The organism is Microbulbifer maximicatervae (SeqCode) (genome assembly GCF_052468095.1).
The window spans coordinates 1,090,343-1,107,188 of sequence record NZ_CP174332.1 but is presented as its reverse complement, the minus strand read 5'-3'; the positions used below and the strand labels follow the sequence as shown (position 1 = coordinate 1,107,188).

At 45.4% G+C, this 16,846-nt stretch carries 14 protein-coding genes; 7 read left to right on the top strand and 7 right to left on the bottom strand.

The features are described 5' to 3' along the window. The first annotated feature begins 6 nt into the window (after positions 1-6). On the top strand, positions 7-1,251 hold the full coding sequence (locus ACJJIL_RS04780) for a ribonucleotide-diphosphate reductase subunit beta (protein ID WP_108734126.1): 1,245 nt from the start codon (positions 7-9) through the stop codon (positions 1,249-1,251). A gap of 312 nt (positions 1,252-1,563) precedes the next feature. Beyond that, positions 1,564-1,950: a DUF2750 domain-containing protein gene (locus tag ACJJIL_RS04775; protein WP_444914449.1), complete on the top strand. Its 387-nt coding sequence runs from the start codon at positions 1,564-1,566 to the stop codon at positions 1,948-1,950. A gap of 152 nt (positions 1,951-2,102) precedes the next feature. Here ACJJIL_RS04775 and ACJJIL_RS04770 read toward each other — a convergent pair whose 3' ends face one another. Next, positions 2,103-2,546 carry a hypothetical protein gene (locus ACJJIL_RS04770; protein ID WP_444896442.1) on the bottom strand — a complete coding sequence of 148 codons (444 nt, stop codon included), beginning with the start codon at positions 2,544-2,546 and terminating at the stop codon, positions 2,103-2,105. 93 nt (positions 2,547-2,639) lie between these two features. Next, complete coding sequence (locus ACJJIL_RS04765) at positions 2,640-3,170, bottom strand: redoxin domain-containing protein (protein WP_444896441.1); 531 nt, start codon at positions 3,168-3,170, stop codon at positions 2,640-2,642. Positions 3,171-3,242: 72 nt separating this feature from the next. Here ACJJIL_RS04765 and ACJJIL_RS04760 point away from each other — a divergent pair, with 72 nt between their 5' ends. Further along, entirely contained in the window at positions 3,243-4,157 is a 915-nt protein-coding gene (locus ACJJIL_RS04760; protein ID WP_445361297.1) for an alpha/beta hydrolase, read from the top strand. 86 nt (positions 4,158-4,243) lie between these two features. Here the strand turns inward: ACJJIL_RS04760 and ACJJIL_RS04755 are convergent, their stop codons facing one another. Then, a complete protein-coding gene (locus ACJJIL_RS04755; protein ID WP_445361296.1) occupies positions 4,244-5,461 on the bottom strand; it encodes a hypothetical protein in 1,218 nt (405 codons plus the stop codon). Between the two features lie 638 nt (positions 5,462-6,099). Here ACJJIL_RS04755 and ACJJIL_RS04750 point away from each other — a divergent pair. Then, positions 6,100-6,708: a class I SAM-dependent methyltransferase gene (locus ACJJIL_RS04750; protein ID WP_445361295.1), complete on the top strand. Its 609-nt coding sequence runs from the start codon at positions 6,100-6,102 to the stop codon at positions 6,706-6,708. Between the two features lie 136 nt (positions 6,709-6,844). Here the strand turns inward: ACJJIL_RS04750 and ACJJIL_RS04745 are convergent, their stop codons facing one another. Continuing rightward, the gene (locus ACJJIL_RS04745; RefSeq protein WP_445361294.1) at positions 6,845-9,079 is read right to left on the bottom strand and encodes a hypothetical protein; all 2,235 of its coding nucleotides are present in this window, start codon (positions 9,077-9,079) and stop codon (positions 6,845-6,847) included. A 376-nt stretch (positions 9,080-9,455) separates the two neighbouring features. Here ACJJIL_RS04745 and ACJJIL_RS04740 point away from each other — a divergent pair, with 376 nt between their 5' ends. After that, a complete protein-coding gene (locus ACJJIL_RS04740; RefSeq protein ID WP_445361293.1) occupies positions 9,456-10,244 on the top strand; it encodes an SIMPL domain-containing protein in 789 nt (262 codons plus the stop codon). Between the two features lie 69 nt (positions 10,245-10,313). Here ACJJIL_RS04740 and ACJJIL_RS04735 read toward each other — a convergent pair whose 3' ends face one another. From ACJJIL_RS04735 to ACJJIL_RS04725, 3 genes are all read right to left on the bottom strand, one after another. Next, positions 10,314-10,982 (bottom strand): DNA-3-methyladenine glycosylase I, encoded by a 669-nt coding sequence (locus ACJJIL_RS04735; RefSeq protein ID WP_445361292.1) that lies wholly within the window; start codon positions 10,980-10,982, stop codon positions 10,314-10,316. Between the two features lie 304 nt (positions 10,983-11,286). Further along, positions 11,287-13,470 (bottom strand): S9 family peptidase, encoded by a 2,184-nt coding sequence (locus ACJJIL_RS04730; RefSeq protein ID WP_445361291.1) that lies wholly within the window; start codon positions 13,468-13,470, stop codon positions 11,287-11,289. 84 nt (positions 13,471-13,554) lie between these two features. Continuing rightward, a complete protein-coding gene (locus ACJJIL_RS04725) occupies positions 13,555-14,934 on the bottom strand; it encodes an SLC13 family permease (RefSeq protein ID WP_444933934.1) in 1,380 nt (459 codons plus the stop codon). A 431-nt stretch (positions 14,935-15,365) separates the two neighbouring features. Here ACJJIL_RS04725 and ACJJIL_RS04720 point away from each other — a divergent pair, with 431 nt between their 5' ends. Together ACJJIL_RS04720 and ACJJIL_RS04715 are read left to right on the top strand one after the other, a co-directional pair. Beyond that, on the top strand, positions 15,366-16,043 hold the full coding sequence (locus ACJJIL_RS04720) for an outer membrane beta-barrel protein (protein ID WP_445361290.1): 678 nt from the start codon (positions 15,366-15,368) through the stop codon (positions 16,041-16,043). Positions 16,044-16,235: 192 nt separating this feature from the next. Continuing rightward, positions 16,236-16,832 carry an SLATT domain-containing protein gene (locus tag ACJJIL_RS04715; protein WP_413662971.1) on the top strand — a complete coding sequence of 199 codons (597 nt, stop codon included), beginning with the start codon at positions 16,236-16,238 and terminating at the stop codon, positions 16,830-16,832. Positions 16,833-16,846 lie beyond the last annotated feature (14 nt).

Here is a 16,846-nt window from a genome sequence, read left to right as displayed (position 1 = left end):
CCAACTATGCTGAGCTGGGACGACATCGACACCAAGCCCCAACAACCTGAAAAAGCAACCGAACCGCGACCGACGCCGGAGGCCCAGGCAAAATCCGTGCAGGAGCCCAGCGCTTCCTACACAGCCGCTCCGGCGTCGCCTGCGGCCCAAAGCGGCTCCACTGCCGTTGATGCCGCCCGTGCCGCAGTTGCTAATATGGACCCGGCTCCCGGCCTGGAAGAACTGGAAATGGGTGCGGCCCGTATCCAGGTAGATGAAAAGCGCATTATTAATTGCCGCGCTGACCTCAACCAGTTGGTTCCCTTTAAATACGACTGGGCCTGGCAAAAATACCTGGACGGCTGCGCCAACCACTGGATGCCCCAGGAAATCAACATGAACAAAGACGTGTCCATGTGGAAAGACCCCAACGGTCTGACCGAGGACGAGCGTCGCATCGTGGAATACTCCCTGGGCTATTTCTCCACCGCAGACTCCCTGGTTGCTAACAACCTGGTATTGGCGATCTACCGCCATATCACCAACCCTGAGTGCCGCCAGTACCTGCTGCGTCAGTCTTTTGAAGAAGCCATTCACACCCACGCCTACCAGTACTGTGTAGAGTCCCTGGGTATGGACGAAGGTGAAGTCTTCAATATGTACCGCGAAGTGCCTGCGGTTGCCAAAAAGGCGGCCTGGAGCCTGTCCCACACCCAGGCCATCGGTGATCCCAACTTCAAAACCGGCACCGTAGAATCCGACCAGGAGCTGCTGCGCAACCTGATCGCCTTCTACGCTGTCACTGAAGGTATCTTCTTCTACTGTGGCTTCAGCCAGATCCTGTCCATGGGTCGCCGCAACAAAATGACCGGTGTTGCCGAGCAGTTCCAGTACATACTGCGCGACGAGTCTATGCACCTGAACTTCGGCATTGACGTCATCAACCAGATTAAGCTGGAAAACCCACACTTGTGGACAGCGGAATTCCAGCAGGAAGTCACCCAGATGATTCTCGAGGGTATGGAGCTTGAAGTAGCTTATGCCCGCGACACTATGCCCCGCGGCGTACTCGGCATGAATGCGAATATGATGGAGGAGTACCTCCAGTTTATCGCCAACCGCCGCCTTAGCCAGCTGGGCCTGAAAGAGCAGTTCCCTGGCGCTCAGAACCCATTCCCGTGGATGTCTGAAATTATGGACCTGCGCAAAGAGAAAAACTTCTTTGAAACCCGCGTTATCGAATACCAAACCGGCGGCGCACTGCAGTGGTAAGCGCTTCCTGGTTAGCGAATTACTAAAAAGGAGAAAGTAGTCGCTCACAGGAAGAGAAGTATTGAAAACGGGCTTAATGCCCGTTTTTTTTATTTTGAGCATTCCAGTTTCCTCTTCACTCTAACCATAGACTTAAGTTCTATAGAAACTCTTTCTCTCCCCCTGCCGCTGACCATCTCGGCAAAGCATTTGGATAGCGGCTTGTATTCGCGCATAATGCCCCGCATTAATTGGTATAACAGCTATGCCTCTAGATGAGCAGGCCTTCAGTTATCCCTACTCGCCTATTACCTAGCTACAACGAATTGATATATGAGCACCCCAGATTTAAGTGAAATAACTAATCTCAGCTGTGAAGATCGCTACGAGTATTTTCTGAGCATAGCCGGAGAAGAGCGGGAGATCTGGATACTGATCGATAGCCAAAATTGCTTTCTTAAAATACACACCGATGAAGATGGTGGCTTTGAATATCTGCCAGTATGGCCAAGCGCTGAATTTGCCCAAGCCTATGCCGAGAATGAAACGGGCCTCACCCCTAAAAGCATTCCCTTACCACAGTTTTTAAAGAAGTGGCTTTCTGGCTTAAAAGGTGACGACATTGAAATAGGTGTGTTTCCTGCGCCGGATAAAAGCGTATGGATTACTAGCTCAGAGGAACTAGAGATCGATCTACGGGAAGAGCTGAACAACTTCTAAATAGGCTATTCACGTTGAAGCTATCGCTTCAAAAATCCGACAAAGAAAGTTCAGCTCTATTGAATAAAAGTAAGATAACAGGGTAAACACCTGTTATCTTACTTGGGTAATATACAATTACAGATTCGCCGCCTGATATTTATATATACTATTTACTTGAGGCGCTGCAATGAAAACCAGGAATAAAATAAGTTTCGACGCCACCAAAAACTATAAGGAAGAGAAAGATATAAAGCCGGCCTTGCCCGCTTATAGCAGCGCAGTCGCCAGTGCAAAGCATTCGGAAAAGAAAAGCAAATAGTATCCGGTTGGATAACTTTCACGTCATCTAAATCTCCCCATAAGTCGATATCCGAACTCAAAGCAAAATCCAAAACTCTTCCTCTAGAGAGTAGGTAGATATTAACTCCCTGATCCAGAGACCACCAATCATGTAGGATAACTAACACTTTATCGAGAAATTGGTATTGAGCAACAATCTCTCTACCATAAACGGGTATAGCTCTTTGGTTGGGGCCATCAATTAATACGACTTTACTATTATCAATTGGATTAAGCTTGAAGTGATTCACCTCAGAGAGAAAAGCGTTCGTCACTATCCTACCCCCTTAAATTCCAGACCTCTAACTTTACTACAAACTTTTAATCCAAAATATAGCTCCCTGAATTAGCAGGGTATTTAAAAAATCTTAATATGTTCCCCTAATTGGGTAATGGTTATCAGGATTTCGGATAAACTCGATACCCACCAATAGCGTTTGCAAGTCAGGCCTCGCAAAAGGTGCATTGGAAATGTCGACTATTTGCAGCCTTCCAGATTCGTTGATGACAAAAACACCCGGTTCAGCAAAGGGCCTATCTGTTTCTTCAGGGGAGCGGGGTTTTGAAATATAGAGCCCAAGCTGCTGCATTTGGGGTATTGATAAACCGTAACCGACAGTAAATCCCGGCTGAATTGCTTCCATATGCAGAGAAGCTTTTTCCTCCGTATCGGCAGAGACAACAGCCACGTCAATACCCTCCGCATGATAGCGGGGTAGTAGTACACTCAAGACACGCAAATACTTGGTACATAGTGGGCAGTGCTTACCTCGGTAAACGACTACCATTTGCCAAGGGAAACTACCTTCAAGCTTCCCCAGTACCAACTCACCTCCACCAAGTCGCTTTACTTCTATTGCAGGAAAATCGATACCAGCAGCAAGCTTTATATTGCTCATTAGCACCCCACTTGAGAATATAAGAAGAGACTTAGTCAACCAATGAATCCCACCGTTAGTATAGGAGACTCGATGAAAAAGCCCCTTATTCGTTTTCTATCAACGCTATTAGCAGCCGGACTGCTAGGTGGCTGCCCTGCTAACCACCAAAGTAACTCTTCTCCTGAAAGTCATTCCCAGCCTCTTGAGTTCTTACCTGCCCTGAAAGGGGACTACTTTAAGCTGGATTCAGCGATTATTGGGCGCCCCTACCATATCTATACTCGCCTGCCTGAGGGCTATAATCCAAACGAGGATACAACCTACCCGGTCATTTATCTCCTCGATGGGGATTCACTGTTCCCAATTTTGGCTACTAATCACCTGTTTATGCATTACGATGATTACGCCCCCGAGGCGATTATCGTAGGTATTGCTTACGGCTCATTTAAACCCGAGATCAATCATCGCAGTTTTGACTTTTCACTACCCGATGACAGTGACACACTTACGTATGGCGGTGCAGCACAGTTTCTCAACTTTCTAGAGCGGGAGCTCTTGCCAACAGTTGAAAGCCGCTACTCGGTAGACCCTCATCAACGAGTTCTCTTCGGTCAAAGTCGAGGGGGATATTTTGTGCTTTACACAGCATTTTCTAAGCCCGACTTGTTTAAAGGATTGATAGCCAGCAATGCCACCTTCTTACCACAACAGGAATTTTTCTACAGGGAACCTGTACAAGCGACAAGAGAGGATCTGACTCTGGTAGTAACAAGTGGCTCCAAAGACATGCCAAACCTGCGCAAAGATGCACTCTCCTGGCATAAGCACTGGAAAGAACAAGAGACCACTCCCTGGCGCATTGCATTTACAACGATTCCAGGCGGTACCCATGCAGCAAATAGTACTGACAGTTACCGTTTCGGCATCCATGAGATTTTTGCGGAAGAGATCGAAATATCTCGTGTGAAAGCAGAGAACAATTTGCAAGTGGTAGAGGATCACTAGAGCTAAAAATTAATAGAAGTAAATATGTGATTCCCGCAAACTAAAAAGCCCGCTTAAAAGCGGGCTTTTTTAAAACGATGAGCCAATTACTCTGTACAGGCAGCAATACGACCAGCCGTATTTTTACCGGCACCACAGTTCAGGCCATCGGGGATACCGGTGTAGTCTGGGGCCATGATACCGCCATTACGCTGAGCATCATGGTCGGTATAAATGCTCGCCAGGTTATAGGAACGCGCTGTCCCTTTGTTGTTATTATCGCAGGAGAAGATAGCACTACCGTAAGCGATGCCCAGGAAGGTCTTGTATTCCTTCAGATTTGACCACAAGTTGCGCTTAGCAGAACCAGAACAGTTCATCTGGGAAGCCAGATTGATGTAACCATCGTCCTCACCGCCCAACAGCAAAGAGCTAGCACTCTCAATACCAGGGAAACCGGCGTAGCCTCCAATGGTATAAACCGGTGCAGCCAGGTTGGTGCCGACATAGTTGCGCACAGCATAGACATCATTAGTCTGCAGGTAACGTACTGCTGCGCACTCGCGACCGATAAACCAATCGTTGATCAAATCTTCGATCCAGCTACCGTTACACAGTCGATCAACCCCCTCAGTACCGGTGATTGCACCACCAGTAGTAAAGATTGCCGCGATACCGCTAATGGCAGTGTCAAAGTCCACTTCAACCGCGTAACTATCATTCAGGCCTGCGACATTAACGGTTTCGGTTTTCGTCTTACAGCTTTTCCAGAACCAGGAGCCAGTACAAACCTTCGAGGTTTCGGTCACAGTATTGGAATCCAGCTGGTTGTAAGCACGGTTATAGTAAGGGGACCCCGGTACGGCATTGCCTGCGAGGTACATCATCTGGGTGGCACCCTGACTGTGGGCAATCACGTAGAAAGTATCATCAGCAGCACACTGGTTTTCATGCTCATAATCATCGCCTTCGCCATTGCGAATAGCGATTATCTGCCGAGCGATTTCACCCGCTGTGCCGTCATGCCAGTAGGGCATCTCGCCCTCATCGGTGGAGTTGTAACCAACCACACCGTAATTGCCGCCATTTACACGCAACTGTTCAATAAAGTCACTACCCGCGTATTCATCGAAGTAAGCCTCACTCCAATAATCTAAAGCCGGCTGCTCAAGATTACCCTGGGAGTTAGTACGCTGCTTAATATGGCCCTCAGTACCATGACCATGAACCAGGATGTAGCAGTTATCCGCACTAGCAGAGGCTGATCCCAAAAGCCCCGCTAATAGTAAAGAGAAGCTCGCACCCAATCGTTGATAAAGTGTCATTGTGATGTCCTTTTATTTTTGCTCGGGCTTGATCCCAATTTTTTAAATTGTCTTTTTATGTTGCCGAGACTGTTTTATGGCTTGCGAAAGGTATCTGGTTAATTAGTGCCAAGAATATGACTAATAGCGCCAAACAGAATCTTAGGGCGACAAGCAATATGACTATTTAGTCATAAAGAAAAGGAGGCTTAGATGAATGTGACATAGTTCGCAAAAACTAAGAACCGCGACTTCGCTCTAGGTCACAGTATTGATGAAGCTAAAGGTGAGTGAGCACTTCTAAAAAACTTTTGGAGCAAGCTATCTTTTCGAAGAAATAACTTACGTAAAGAAAAGGTTGAAATCGTTTAAATTTTGATCAACCCCTATCGTAGCACACAAGTATCGTAGCCACTTTTCTATCGATATACCTATGACACGTTATGCACCCTTTCCATAAAAAATTGTGGCACTAAATTAAAACATGCAGCAAGAATTACAAGGTATAAATATATGAGCACCTCTACGGAGATAATTTTTAGAGTCTAACGATTCGGGAAATATACTACATATACTTAAAATCAAAAGGTAATCATCTAGTAGTAGATTATCCGCCGACCGAATGCATACTCATTGAACATCTACGGTAGGAAGGAAAAATGATAGAGCCAAAAAAGTTTTGGGATAAAACTGCAGCGCGCTATGCCAAAAGCCCTATAAAAGATTTAAAAAGTTACAAGAGAAAACTGGCTATAACACAAGAATATTTGCAGGCAGACTGGTCTGTATTAGAATTCGGATGCGGTACCGGTAGCACCGCCATTCATCACTCATCCTATGTAAACAGTATAACTGCCACTGATATTTCCGAGAAGATGCTGGATATTGCCAAGCAAAAAGTAAAAAGTGCCGCTATTAAAAATATAAGTTTTCAACAAGGCACCTTAGGTTCACTAAAATTCGAACCAGATAGTTTTAACGCCATCTTAGGGCTAAATATATTACATCTTCTGGAGGATATAGATGGTGCTATCGCGCGGATTTACAATTTATTAAGACCGGGGGGCATATTTGTATCAAGTACTGCATTAATTAAGAAAAGCAATTGGCGATTCCTGATCCCAGTGATGCAACGCATAAACCTGGCCCCTTATGTCCACAAGGTTGACAGACAGGAGCTTTTAGACAAGCTTACACGAGTTGGTTTTCTTATTGATCAGGAGTGGCAGCCTAGTAAGGAATCAATTTTTTTGATAGCAAAAAAGTAAGTTCTTCATTCCCCATATACGCGGCCACATTTCAGAAATCAGGGCGAATTCCAGTGAAAAAAGCAGGAGGGCGGTAAGGGGGAGCCCCCTTACCAAATTTATCTCCCAGTATCATTACAACAATTCAGGAGAAAAATTAATTAACGCTATTTGAATGGTAAATCATCGCCTGCCAAACATTTTGCTGACCACTCACATAGTTATCGTAGGTGGGGTTTTTTATATAAGTCCAAGCTACTTTTCCATCACCTAAGTACATAGGCTCATCCAAACCACCCCATCCATAATTAGGTAACTCGATTGGCCCTTCAAGTACGTTTAGATCTGCATCGACTTCCATTGCATAAAAGGCTTTTGGCACTAATAATCTTTTAGAGCCGCTGTCGGCATAAATACGGTTATAGGCCAGGTTATCAGAAATACACTGGAACTTTGCATACCCAAATAAGTAACGTCCATTTTTTAAATCAATAAGTTGTGGATCACTAATTTGGCAATCATCATCCTCAACCAACCAATTAAAACCCTGGCCTTCCATACTACCGGTAGAGCTGACTTTGGCGATACCAATACGGGTTAAAGAGCTGGAGTCTAATGCATCACCGGAATAAAGTCCCTGCCTTGTTATTGTGGAGAAACTATCGTCATCTTCCCAGTAGTTATAACTCATGTAGGACAGGAAACAGTTTGTGGTGTCGTAATCTGCACAATCATCATCAAACGGGCCTTCCCCAGATGGATCAATACCGACTTCGTCCTGGAGAAAGCGATCCATATCCGCATCTTCAATATATTTAGGCGAGACAATCAAAGAAAGGTTCGTATTGGCATCCACTGGTACAACAGTATGACCGCCACCATTTGATACCATCGCAGACGTTGATGGTACGAAGTGATTAAAGCGCCCTTCTGTAGACGAACTGGAAGTTTCCATTTTCACTGCAATGGTTCCGAGTTGCCCATGAGTGCTACCTATCCAGTCGTTCCAATCACTGGTACAAATTGCACCAAACATCTCATTGTCTGGATTATAGAATGAGCGAATGTTTACTACATGACCATCGCCGCAGGCCCAATACCAACCGCGATTATCTGAGCTGCTCATATCCAGGGACCAATTATTACGGTCAATAACCGTTAAGCCTGCCGAATAGTGAGAACTCCCATTTCCATCAAATACCCGTGCAGAAACTGAGAAACCATAGCTACTACGACCCTGGCTGTCATCCTCAACATAAATCAGCTCTTGTGCGCCAAGATGAGTTCCACCGTGCATTTTATTTACTACGTAAGCATCAGGAACTTCACTTAAAGGCTGATTTTCCCACTCTAGCAGCCAAATCTGCTCGTTATAGCTGTAACTGGCATCTCGAATGTGCTGCAGTAAATCGTCATAGTCGCCAGAGGAAAGACTGGAAATAATATACTCCATCTCCTCTTGCATATCGGACCCTTTAATAGTGGTAAAGGATGGCGAATCCCCAAAATCAGTATCTGGGAAGTTTGTCTCCAAACCAGCAAGGAAATCGTCAAACGTCAGCGTAGGGTGTTCAGTAAAGAAGTCGATATATTTACCGTGATTGGTCGCAACCAGAAGACCAATTTCATTCGCAATACGGGATTCAATGGTGTCAATGTTATCTTCCATTTTCATCCACGTTGAACCGTATTGCTCAACAAGGTCAGCTTCAACCTCATAACGCTCATTGGCTTGATAATCTGTATTGCATAGAACTGCTACTGTGGAGCAATCAGAGCTTACAGCCACACCGTGGGATTCATAACACTGATTTAACAGCGTTGCATTACCTGTTGGCTCAAAACTGGAAGTATCCGGATCATACTGTAGCTCATAAATAGAACCGTGAGTTGTATCCGCAGCAGTGTCCCCCTCTGACAAAGTAGTGGAAACAAACATTCTCGGAGTATCGGTATCTGTTGCACAGGTCGCAGTATAACTACGAATCGGGATATCAATATCCTCTTCATCCTGCTCCCCGTCAGTTCGCGCTATATAGTGTGCCATCTGGTAAACCTCACGGGCATTGTTCATACCTTCTGGCAAAGTTACGTCAATGGCAGTCAATGAGGCGAAGCCTAAATCTGTATGCTCTACGTCTCCCACCACAACTGTAGTGCCCACATTATCCGAGATCGGATTATCATCGCTGCCGGACGAACCCTGATCGCTACCACTACCGCTACCGCTACCGCTACCGCTACCGCTACCGCCACTATTATTACCACTACCGCTACTATCTGAAGAGGGGTTGTCCGAATCCGAAGAGGAGCTCCCTCCACCACCTCCACACGCGGCCAGCAATGCCGTCAAAGAAAGCGCTATTAACTTCTTATTTATCAGTAAACCCATCAGCTCTGCCCAACTCGTATGTCACTAAGATAATTTGTTATTACTTGCTGTTGTCATCCATTGAATTTTTATCCTCAAATGGTGACCAAGTGCGCACTTTAAAGTGATGCAATCGATTGTCTGTGAACTGGTTTTATAACCTAACTGAGACCGATAAGTGGTAATTTTTCAGCGATAAACGGTACTAAAATACCAAAGTGGTAATGGTCGTATCATGAATGAGAATTGGACGATACTTTGCGAATATACAACCACAACAAACTGTTTCAGCTGCAACAATTGGATGGAAACTAGGAAAGCCGATATAGTGCCATTGATCAACAATAAGCCAGTTTCCTGAAAGATTGTCATTTATTCACATTTTGGAAGAGTCAATATGAAAAGACTTGCTCTTTTAGCTTCGCTAATCATTCCCAGTCTTTCAATGGCAACCCCAGAGATTACAGGCTCCCCCCAGGACTTACGTGACCTAATTTATCCAAAGTCAAGAGTTGTGACTCTCCACGCCAGTGCAAAGGAAACGGCTTATTCAGACCAAGCTATAGTCAATATTATTGTCACCACTGAAGAGCCCCTCCTATCAGACGCCATTGCCAGTAATAGTTCTTTGCGTGAGCAATTAACCGAGACTTTAATAAAGGCTGGCATAGACCGAACCAAGATTAAAAATTCAAAATTTTCATCTTCCCCACAATTTGGTTGGCTAGGAAAAAACCCTTCCAGTTATAAAGTTATTAACAGGGTCGCAATAACTATTAACAACGAGGAACATTTACAGTCTATCGCAAGGCTAACGGATGAAAATAAAGAAATAGAAATAGTGAGTACTTCTTTTGAGCATTCAGAAGTATCTGAATATACAAAAAAGGTCCGATCTGAGGCACTAGCCAAAATCATGGAACAAAAAGCTGACTATGAGAGAACACTGAGCATTCAGTTAACACCTGTCAATATCCGTACAAATAATATCGGCTATCATGGGACATCGGGAGCTGGAGCAATAGAAGAGATTGTCGTTACTGCTTCCAGAGCTAGAAACAGAAAACTTGAAGATAGCTTTTCAGAAGCATATATAGAACCAGAAGTTAGCTCCTTCGACGAAGTTCAGTATGAGGCTTCGTTGTCCGTGGACTTTCAGGTTGTGCCGCCAGTTATAACCGATTAACTTTCGATCAAGCATTCAGGTTGGTAGGAGTAAAAATAGATACTTCTACCAACTAAATACGCCAGTTGTTTAACCTACCGAAAGTGATAATATCTGACTAATCTCATTCAAACTACGATTTGACTGGGACTGCCAAGTTTCGATGGCTGCTTTTAGTGCTGCCCAGTCTTTCTTGGAGGAGGGAGATTTTTCGACAACCCCCTCTCGTATAAGGGCTCGAATGGTATCACTTGCAAAAACCAAAGTATCAACTCCCATTCGTCTTAGAAATACTTGGGCAGTCTTACCGCCGAGTCGATCACCACCTTTACGCAAGTAGAGAAGATTCTCAATGTAGTTGCCTGTATTCCAGCTAGAGAAATACGCACCCAAGCTTCCATGCTCATTAGATAAATGCCAAAAGAAGTCTGCATTTCTTTGAATGGAGCGAGTTTTAGTCCAGTGTTTGATCATACCGTCCTGCCGCATTAGGTCATCTAATGCCTCCTCCGGTAAGTAACGACAGAACGAAACATCAAAGCCATAGAAGATCTTCTCTATATCCGGCCACTTTTTTTCAACAACCTTCCAACTAAAACCGGCTTGAAAAACAGCCCGGGATGCCGATGACAACCACTGACTATCATGTATCTCTCTCAAGAGCTGCGCAGGCTTTGGCTTCACCAGCTTCGACTGAAGTCCATCTACCCCTCCAAATCGATCAATCACAGGTGCCTCAATGGCGGCGAACTCACGCATAATTCAGACCTTCCAGTAAATCTATCTCCATTCTACGCCTATAAATAGAAATTCAAAGTATTTAGATTTTTAGCGGAATACTAACAAGGGGGTGCGTGTTTATCCTACCTAAACAACGCGAAAGCCAACTGACTCTAGAAGTTAATATTTCAGAAAGCTGAAAAAGAAAAGGACATTTCAGCTTCCCCAATAAATAAAGGGGAGCTAGCTCCCCTTTATTTACATGATACTTAAGTAGAGATATAAAGAATAATTAGCTACCCATAATCAGACCTACATCTCTAAAATAAGCATAACCTATTTATTACTTAACCTTCTTATCAGTCTCTCCATTTTTGTACCCAAGCAAATCGAGGTAAAATGCATACTGTAAAGCGGTCTCCTTATAGCGACGGAAACGACCCGAAGAGCCACCGTGACCTGCTTCCATATTGGTATTGAATAACAACTGATTTTCATCGGTCTTCAATTCGCGTAACTTTGCCACCCATTTCATTGGCTCAAAGTATTGCACCTGGGAATCATGTAGCCCAGTGGTTACCAACATATTGGGGTAATCCTGAGCTTTCACCTGGTCATATGGAGAATAGGAAAGCATATATTCATAACTATCCTTATTATTAGGATTGCCCCACTCGTCATACTCATTAACAGTCAGGGGAATTGACTCATCCAGCATGGTAGTTACCACATCAACAAATGGCACCGCCGCAGTAACTCCCCGGTACAAATCCGGCTCCATATTGACTACCGCGCCCATCAACAACCCCCCGGCACTGCCACCTGAAGCAAAGATCTTATCAGGGGCGCCATATTTTAATTTCCCCAACGCCTTGGTAACATCGATAAAATCAGTGAAAGTATTCTTTTTATTGAACATCTTTCCATCTTCGTACCAGGCACGTCCCAACTTTTGGCCGCCACGAATATGGGCAATAGCAAATACAAAACCTCGGTCAAGCAATGACACCACTGAAGAGCGGAACCAAGGATCAACGGTATTACCGTATGAGCCATAGGCATATTGCAGTAATGGATTAGAGCCATCTTTCTTAAATTTATCTTTACGATAAACCAAGGATACCGGCACTTTAACACCATCGCGTGCCGCTACCAGGATACCCTCGCTCTGATAGTGCTCTGGGTCAAAACCGCCCAGAACTTTGTCTTGCTTAAGCAATTCCAAATCGCCACTATCCAGCTTGGCTTCATAAACACTATTTGGTGTCGTTAAACTCGAATAAGATACTCGAACACTCTCTGAGTCCAAGTTTGGATTTGAACTCAAGCCCAGTCTGTATACTGGATCATTAAACCCAACTTGAAGGTCCTTATTATTCTCTAAATTGATAATTCGGAGGCCCGTTTGCCCTGCTTTTCGTTCTATTACTGCTAGATGATGATCAAATAAAGTGAAATCTTCTAACAAAATTTTACTACTATGAGGTATGACTTCCTGCCAATTTGATTTATCTGCTGCATCTTCCATGGCAACCTTCATAAGGCGGAAGTTTTCAGCTTGCCAATTAGTCATGATATAAAAATCATTCCCTAACTTTAGCGCAGAATACTCATGGTCCTCTTCCCTGGGATATAAGGGAGCAAAATCAGCAAGAGGGGTATTTGCGTCCAGGATTGACTGGCCACTGGTAGTTGTAGAACTGTGGTGAATGCGTATCAGTTCTCCATCCCGGGATTTGGAAATCCACGTATAGAAAGCCTTATCCATTTCTTCATAAACAACAACATCTTCACTCTGCGGTGTGCCCAATTTATGGCGCATCACTTGATAGCCGAGCAGAGTTTGATGGTCTTTATTGATATAGAAGACAGTCTGGTTATCGTTTGCCCAAACCGCAACTGGTGAAGCATTCTCCAATTTATCTGGCAGCATCTCACCAGTCTTTAAGTCCTTGAAGCGAATCGTGTAAACACGGCGCCCAACGCTATCTTCAGGATATGCTACCAATTGATTACTGGGAGAAACGGCCAGGCGCCCTACACTAAAGTAGCCATGGCCTTCGGCCAGCACATTCACATCCAGCATAACCTCTTCAGGTGCTTCCTGGGTGCCTTTACGTCGCGCGTGGATCGCGTATTCTTTCTCGGGAAGATAGCGGCTGTAATACCAATAACCATTATAATAAACGGGGACCGTTGATTTATCTTTCTCCAGACGGCCAGTCATTTCCTCAAAGAGTATTTCCTGTAACTCTTTGGTGTGGTGCATTACCGAATCGGTATAAGCATTTTCTGCTTCCAGATGAGCAATAACATCTGGCGCCTTACGTTCATCGTCGCGCATCCAGTAGTAATTATCGATGCGCTCATGGCCATGCATAACCATTTTATGGGGCACCTTCTTGGCTACAGGAGCGGAAGCCTGTTCGCTAAACAAGGTTTTGTCCTCTGCTACTTGGTTATTTTCTGTCTCGCCACACCCTACTAAACCAAGGGTGAGCAACAGTGTTGCTGTGGTTTTATTCATCGAACTCTATCTCCCCTATCTATTTTTCTTTTATCCATTCGCCTGCTTATGCACATCTCACGCTGGCTATGATATAGACAAACACTAACCAGCCAGGATCAACCAACTCATCCCCGCTATTATCAGCGATGCCGTCACACTGAGTATCGCGCCCTCTCGAACCATATCCTGTATACGTACTTTACCGGTTCCATACGCAATCGCATTAGGCGCTGTAGCTACAGGCAACATAAATGCACAACTGGCACTCATCGCCGCAGGTATCATCAGCACCATGGGCTCAAAACCCGCTGAAGTGGCGGCTACAGCTAAAATTGGCATAAGTAGGGTTGCCGTAGCTGTATTGCTGGTTATCTCTGTCAAGAAGGTCACACTAAGGCATAGAATTACCAACAACAACCACAGTGGCATCGCCGTCAGGAAAGAAAGACCGTTGCCGAGCATATCGCTCAGTCCGGAACTGGAGAAACCTTTTGCTAGCGCTATACCACCAGCAAACAGTAATAGCATTCCCCAGGGGATCGTCTCTGCCGTCTGCCAATCGAGCAGCCGCCCTCCCTTACCGTTGGGCACTAGAAACATAGCGACTACGGCTGCTAGAGCCACGGTTCCATCACCGGCAGCATCAATACCTATCAATTCGCTCCAACCGCCAAACGGTGCATTGCGTGTAACCCATAGGAGAATCGCCACACCGAAAACCATTAAGGTTCGCTTTTCCTCTTGCCTCCACTCCCCCACTTGAGGGGGCTCAATGTCATTTTTCAGATGCACATGACGGGTCAGCCAGAGAGCCATTATAGGCAGCGTCACCAAAGCAACTGGGACTCCTATTTTCATCCAGCCCAAGAAGCTAAACTCTCGTCCGGTTACTTCCTCGTATATTCCCATAAAAATCACATTGGGCGGCGTGCCCAGAGGAGTACCTACCCCACCCAGACTTGCGGCGTAGGCAATACCCAGGATCAGGGCAATACTTAAGCGTTCGTTATCGATCTTACTGAGAATCGCCAGGGCTATAGGCAGCATCATCAATGTGGTAGCGGTATTGGAAATCCACATGCTCAGGAAGCCTGCGGCCAACATAAATCCGAGTACCAGCCTGCGGCCGCTGGAGACCCCCACAATACGCAACATATACAGGGCGAGGCGCTCGTGGGCCCCACTTTTCTCCAGGGCCTTGGACAAAATAAAGGCCCCCATCAGCAACAGAATGACATGACTTCCCAAGGAAGCTGCCACCTCCCGATGATCCGCTACTCCAAATAGAGGCAAGAGGACAAAAGGCACCAGTGACGTTGCGGGGATTGGCAGTGCCTCCGTTATCCACCAAATCACTGTTAACAAGGTAATTGCAGCAGTTACTGCCGGTAGATACTGCATTCCCAACGCTGATACAAAGAAATAGAAGGCCACAGCAAAAAGAGGACCCAAAACTATAAAGCGCTGCCGCGCAATCGACATACCTGCCCCCAACAACTCAAGGGTTGATTTTTATAAGTTTATATTTCCTGAGATTCTAGGTTCAGGCCAGTAAAGGCATCTGTTAACGCATCTCAGGCAGGTATACAAAATACAAGAAAGTAGGCGGTCTGCGCAGTACTTCAGAGGAAGAAATTCTATAAGCGTTTAGGAGCAACATGGAGTAAACATAACTGCTTAATTTTCACTCACAGTATTAACCTTCACTTTGTGATGCAAGCAAGTAACCACTTATTGAGTAGAGCCCATCAAATAAGAAAATCTATCAGCGGACACTTTTAGAAAAATAGGTAAAAATATACAATAATGACATTCCATTATTTTTAGCTTTTTAGTCCGCACTAAATAGATGCTCAGCCATCCTAAAGTGAGGACTAGTATAAAAAGCGACCAGTTAGTATATGAGGTACCCCTTGAAACGCACCGCTATCGCCGCTGTTATCGCGTTATTCAGTTCCAGTATTTACGCCGAAGAACAACCTTTCTATCTGAAGGCTTCTCTGGGTTTCACACAGTTCGACTCCTCCGATAACGCCTATGTGACCAAGGAAGACTTAGACTCTACTGGTTATGGATTTACTCTTGGTTATCGCATCAATAAGTATATTGCTATTGAAGCAGGAATGACTGATCTGGGTAGCCTAGAGCAGCAATCTAGATATGAACTGCACGATGAAGGTGAATATGACATTGATGGCTATAAATATATCGTAGATGTTTCTTCTGCTAGTCACGCTAAAACCGAGTATAAATCGTACAGCCTTGGCACTGCATTTACGGCACAATTGCACAGACACCTAAACGCAAGCGCCAGATTTGGAGTTCACCAATGGCGCAAAACCTCTGGTGGCACAGCTAGTTACGCCTATTCCGGCAGCTGGTACTCCCCAAGTGGAGAGCTCCTGGAGTCAGAAAGCGACTCTTGGTCTGGAGATTGGGATGCTGAGAAAGAGAGCAGCAGTAATCCCTACTATGGTGCAGAGATATCCTGGTCTACTGGCACTTGGGATATTGGCCTTGAGTACACCATCTTTGAAATAGAAGATGAGAAAGCTAACTTCACTGCACTGGGAATCATTTACAGCTTCTAATTCCTGTAAAGCATTTGGCCTCGGAAGGAAGTGAGTACCCACATACCTCCTCCCAAGGCTTAAAACGGAACATCTAGAGCCACCCCCTTAGTCCAAACTTTCGAATCTGGTCATCTCCCCTGTACATCTCGCTGGCATCCGTCAAACTATCGCCCACAATAGCTAGAAGTAGAATGAGGGCGGAAAGGAATCATGAGCACTATACCCAATACCGTGGAAGTCCTGGAGAAGCTCCGCTGGAATGCTCACCTGTGCAAACACAGCCACTTTCGAGCCTCTATGAAGGGGCGCAATTTGCATGTGCTTTGCGGGGTGCCCATCGTTGTCGTCAACTTATTCCTCGGTTCGCTTTTCTTCTCCTTGATCAATGCGGAGCTGCCTGATTGGACCAAGTGGAGTGGTGCGGCGCTGGCCCTGCTGGCCGCGCTATTGGGCGGTGTGCAAACTTTCTTCAATTTTAAAAAGAACTATGAGGGACACCGGCAGGTAGGCAACGAGTACCTTGCAATCGCCAGGGAGTGCGAGCGGCTGATCGCCCTTTACTTCGACGATATCCTGGATCTTGAACATCTATCCAAGAAGATCTCAGAACTGAATACACGCTACAGCGAAATCAACCAGCGAGCGGAAGAGTTTATTGTGTCAGATAAGGTATACAGGCAAGCGGTGCATATCCAGAATCAAAAGGCCAACCGAGAACCCTCTCTGGTAGAGCAGATGCGTAATCGCCAGGCTGCTGCGCAAAGAGTCGCCGAGGAGGCTCTCGAAATCGCAGAGAGCAGCCACTAACTCCCCCATCAATA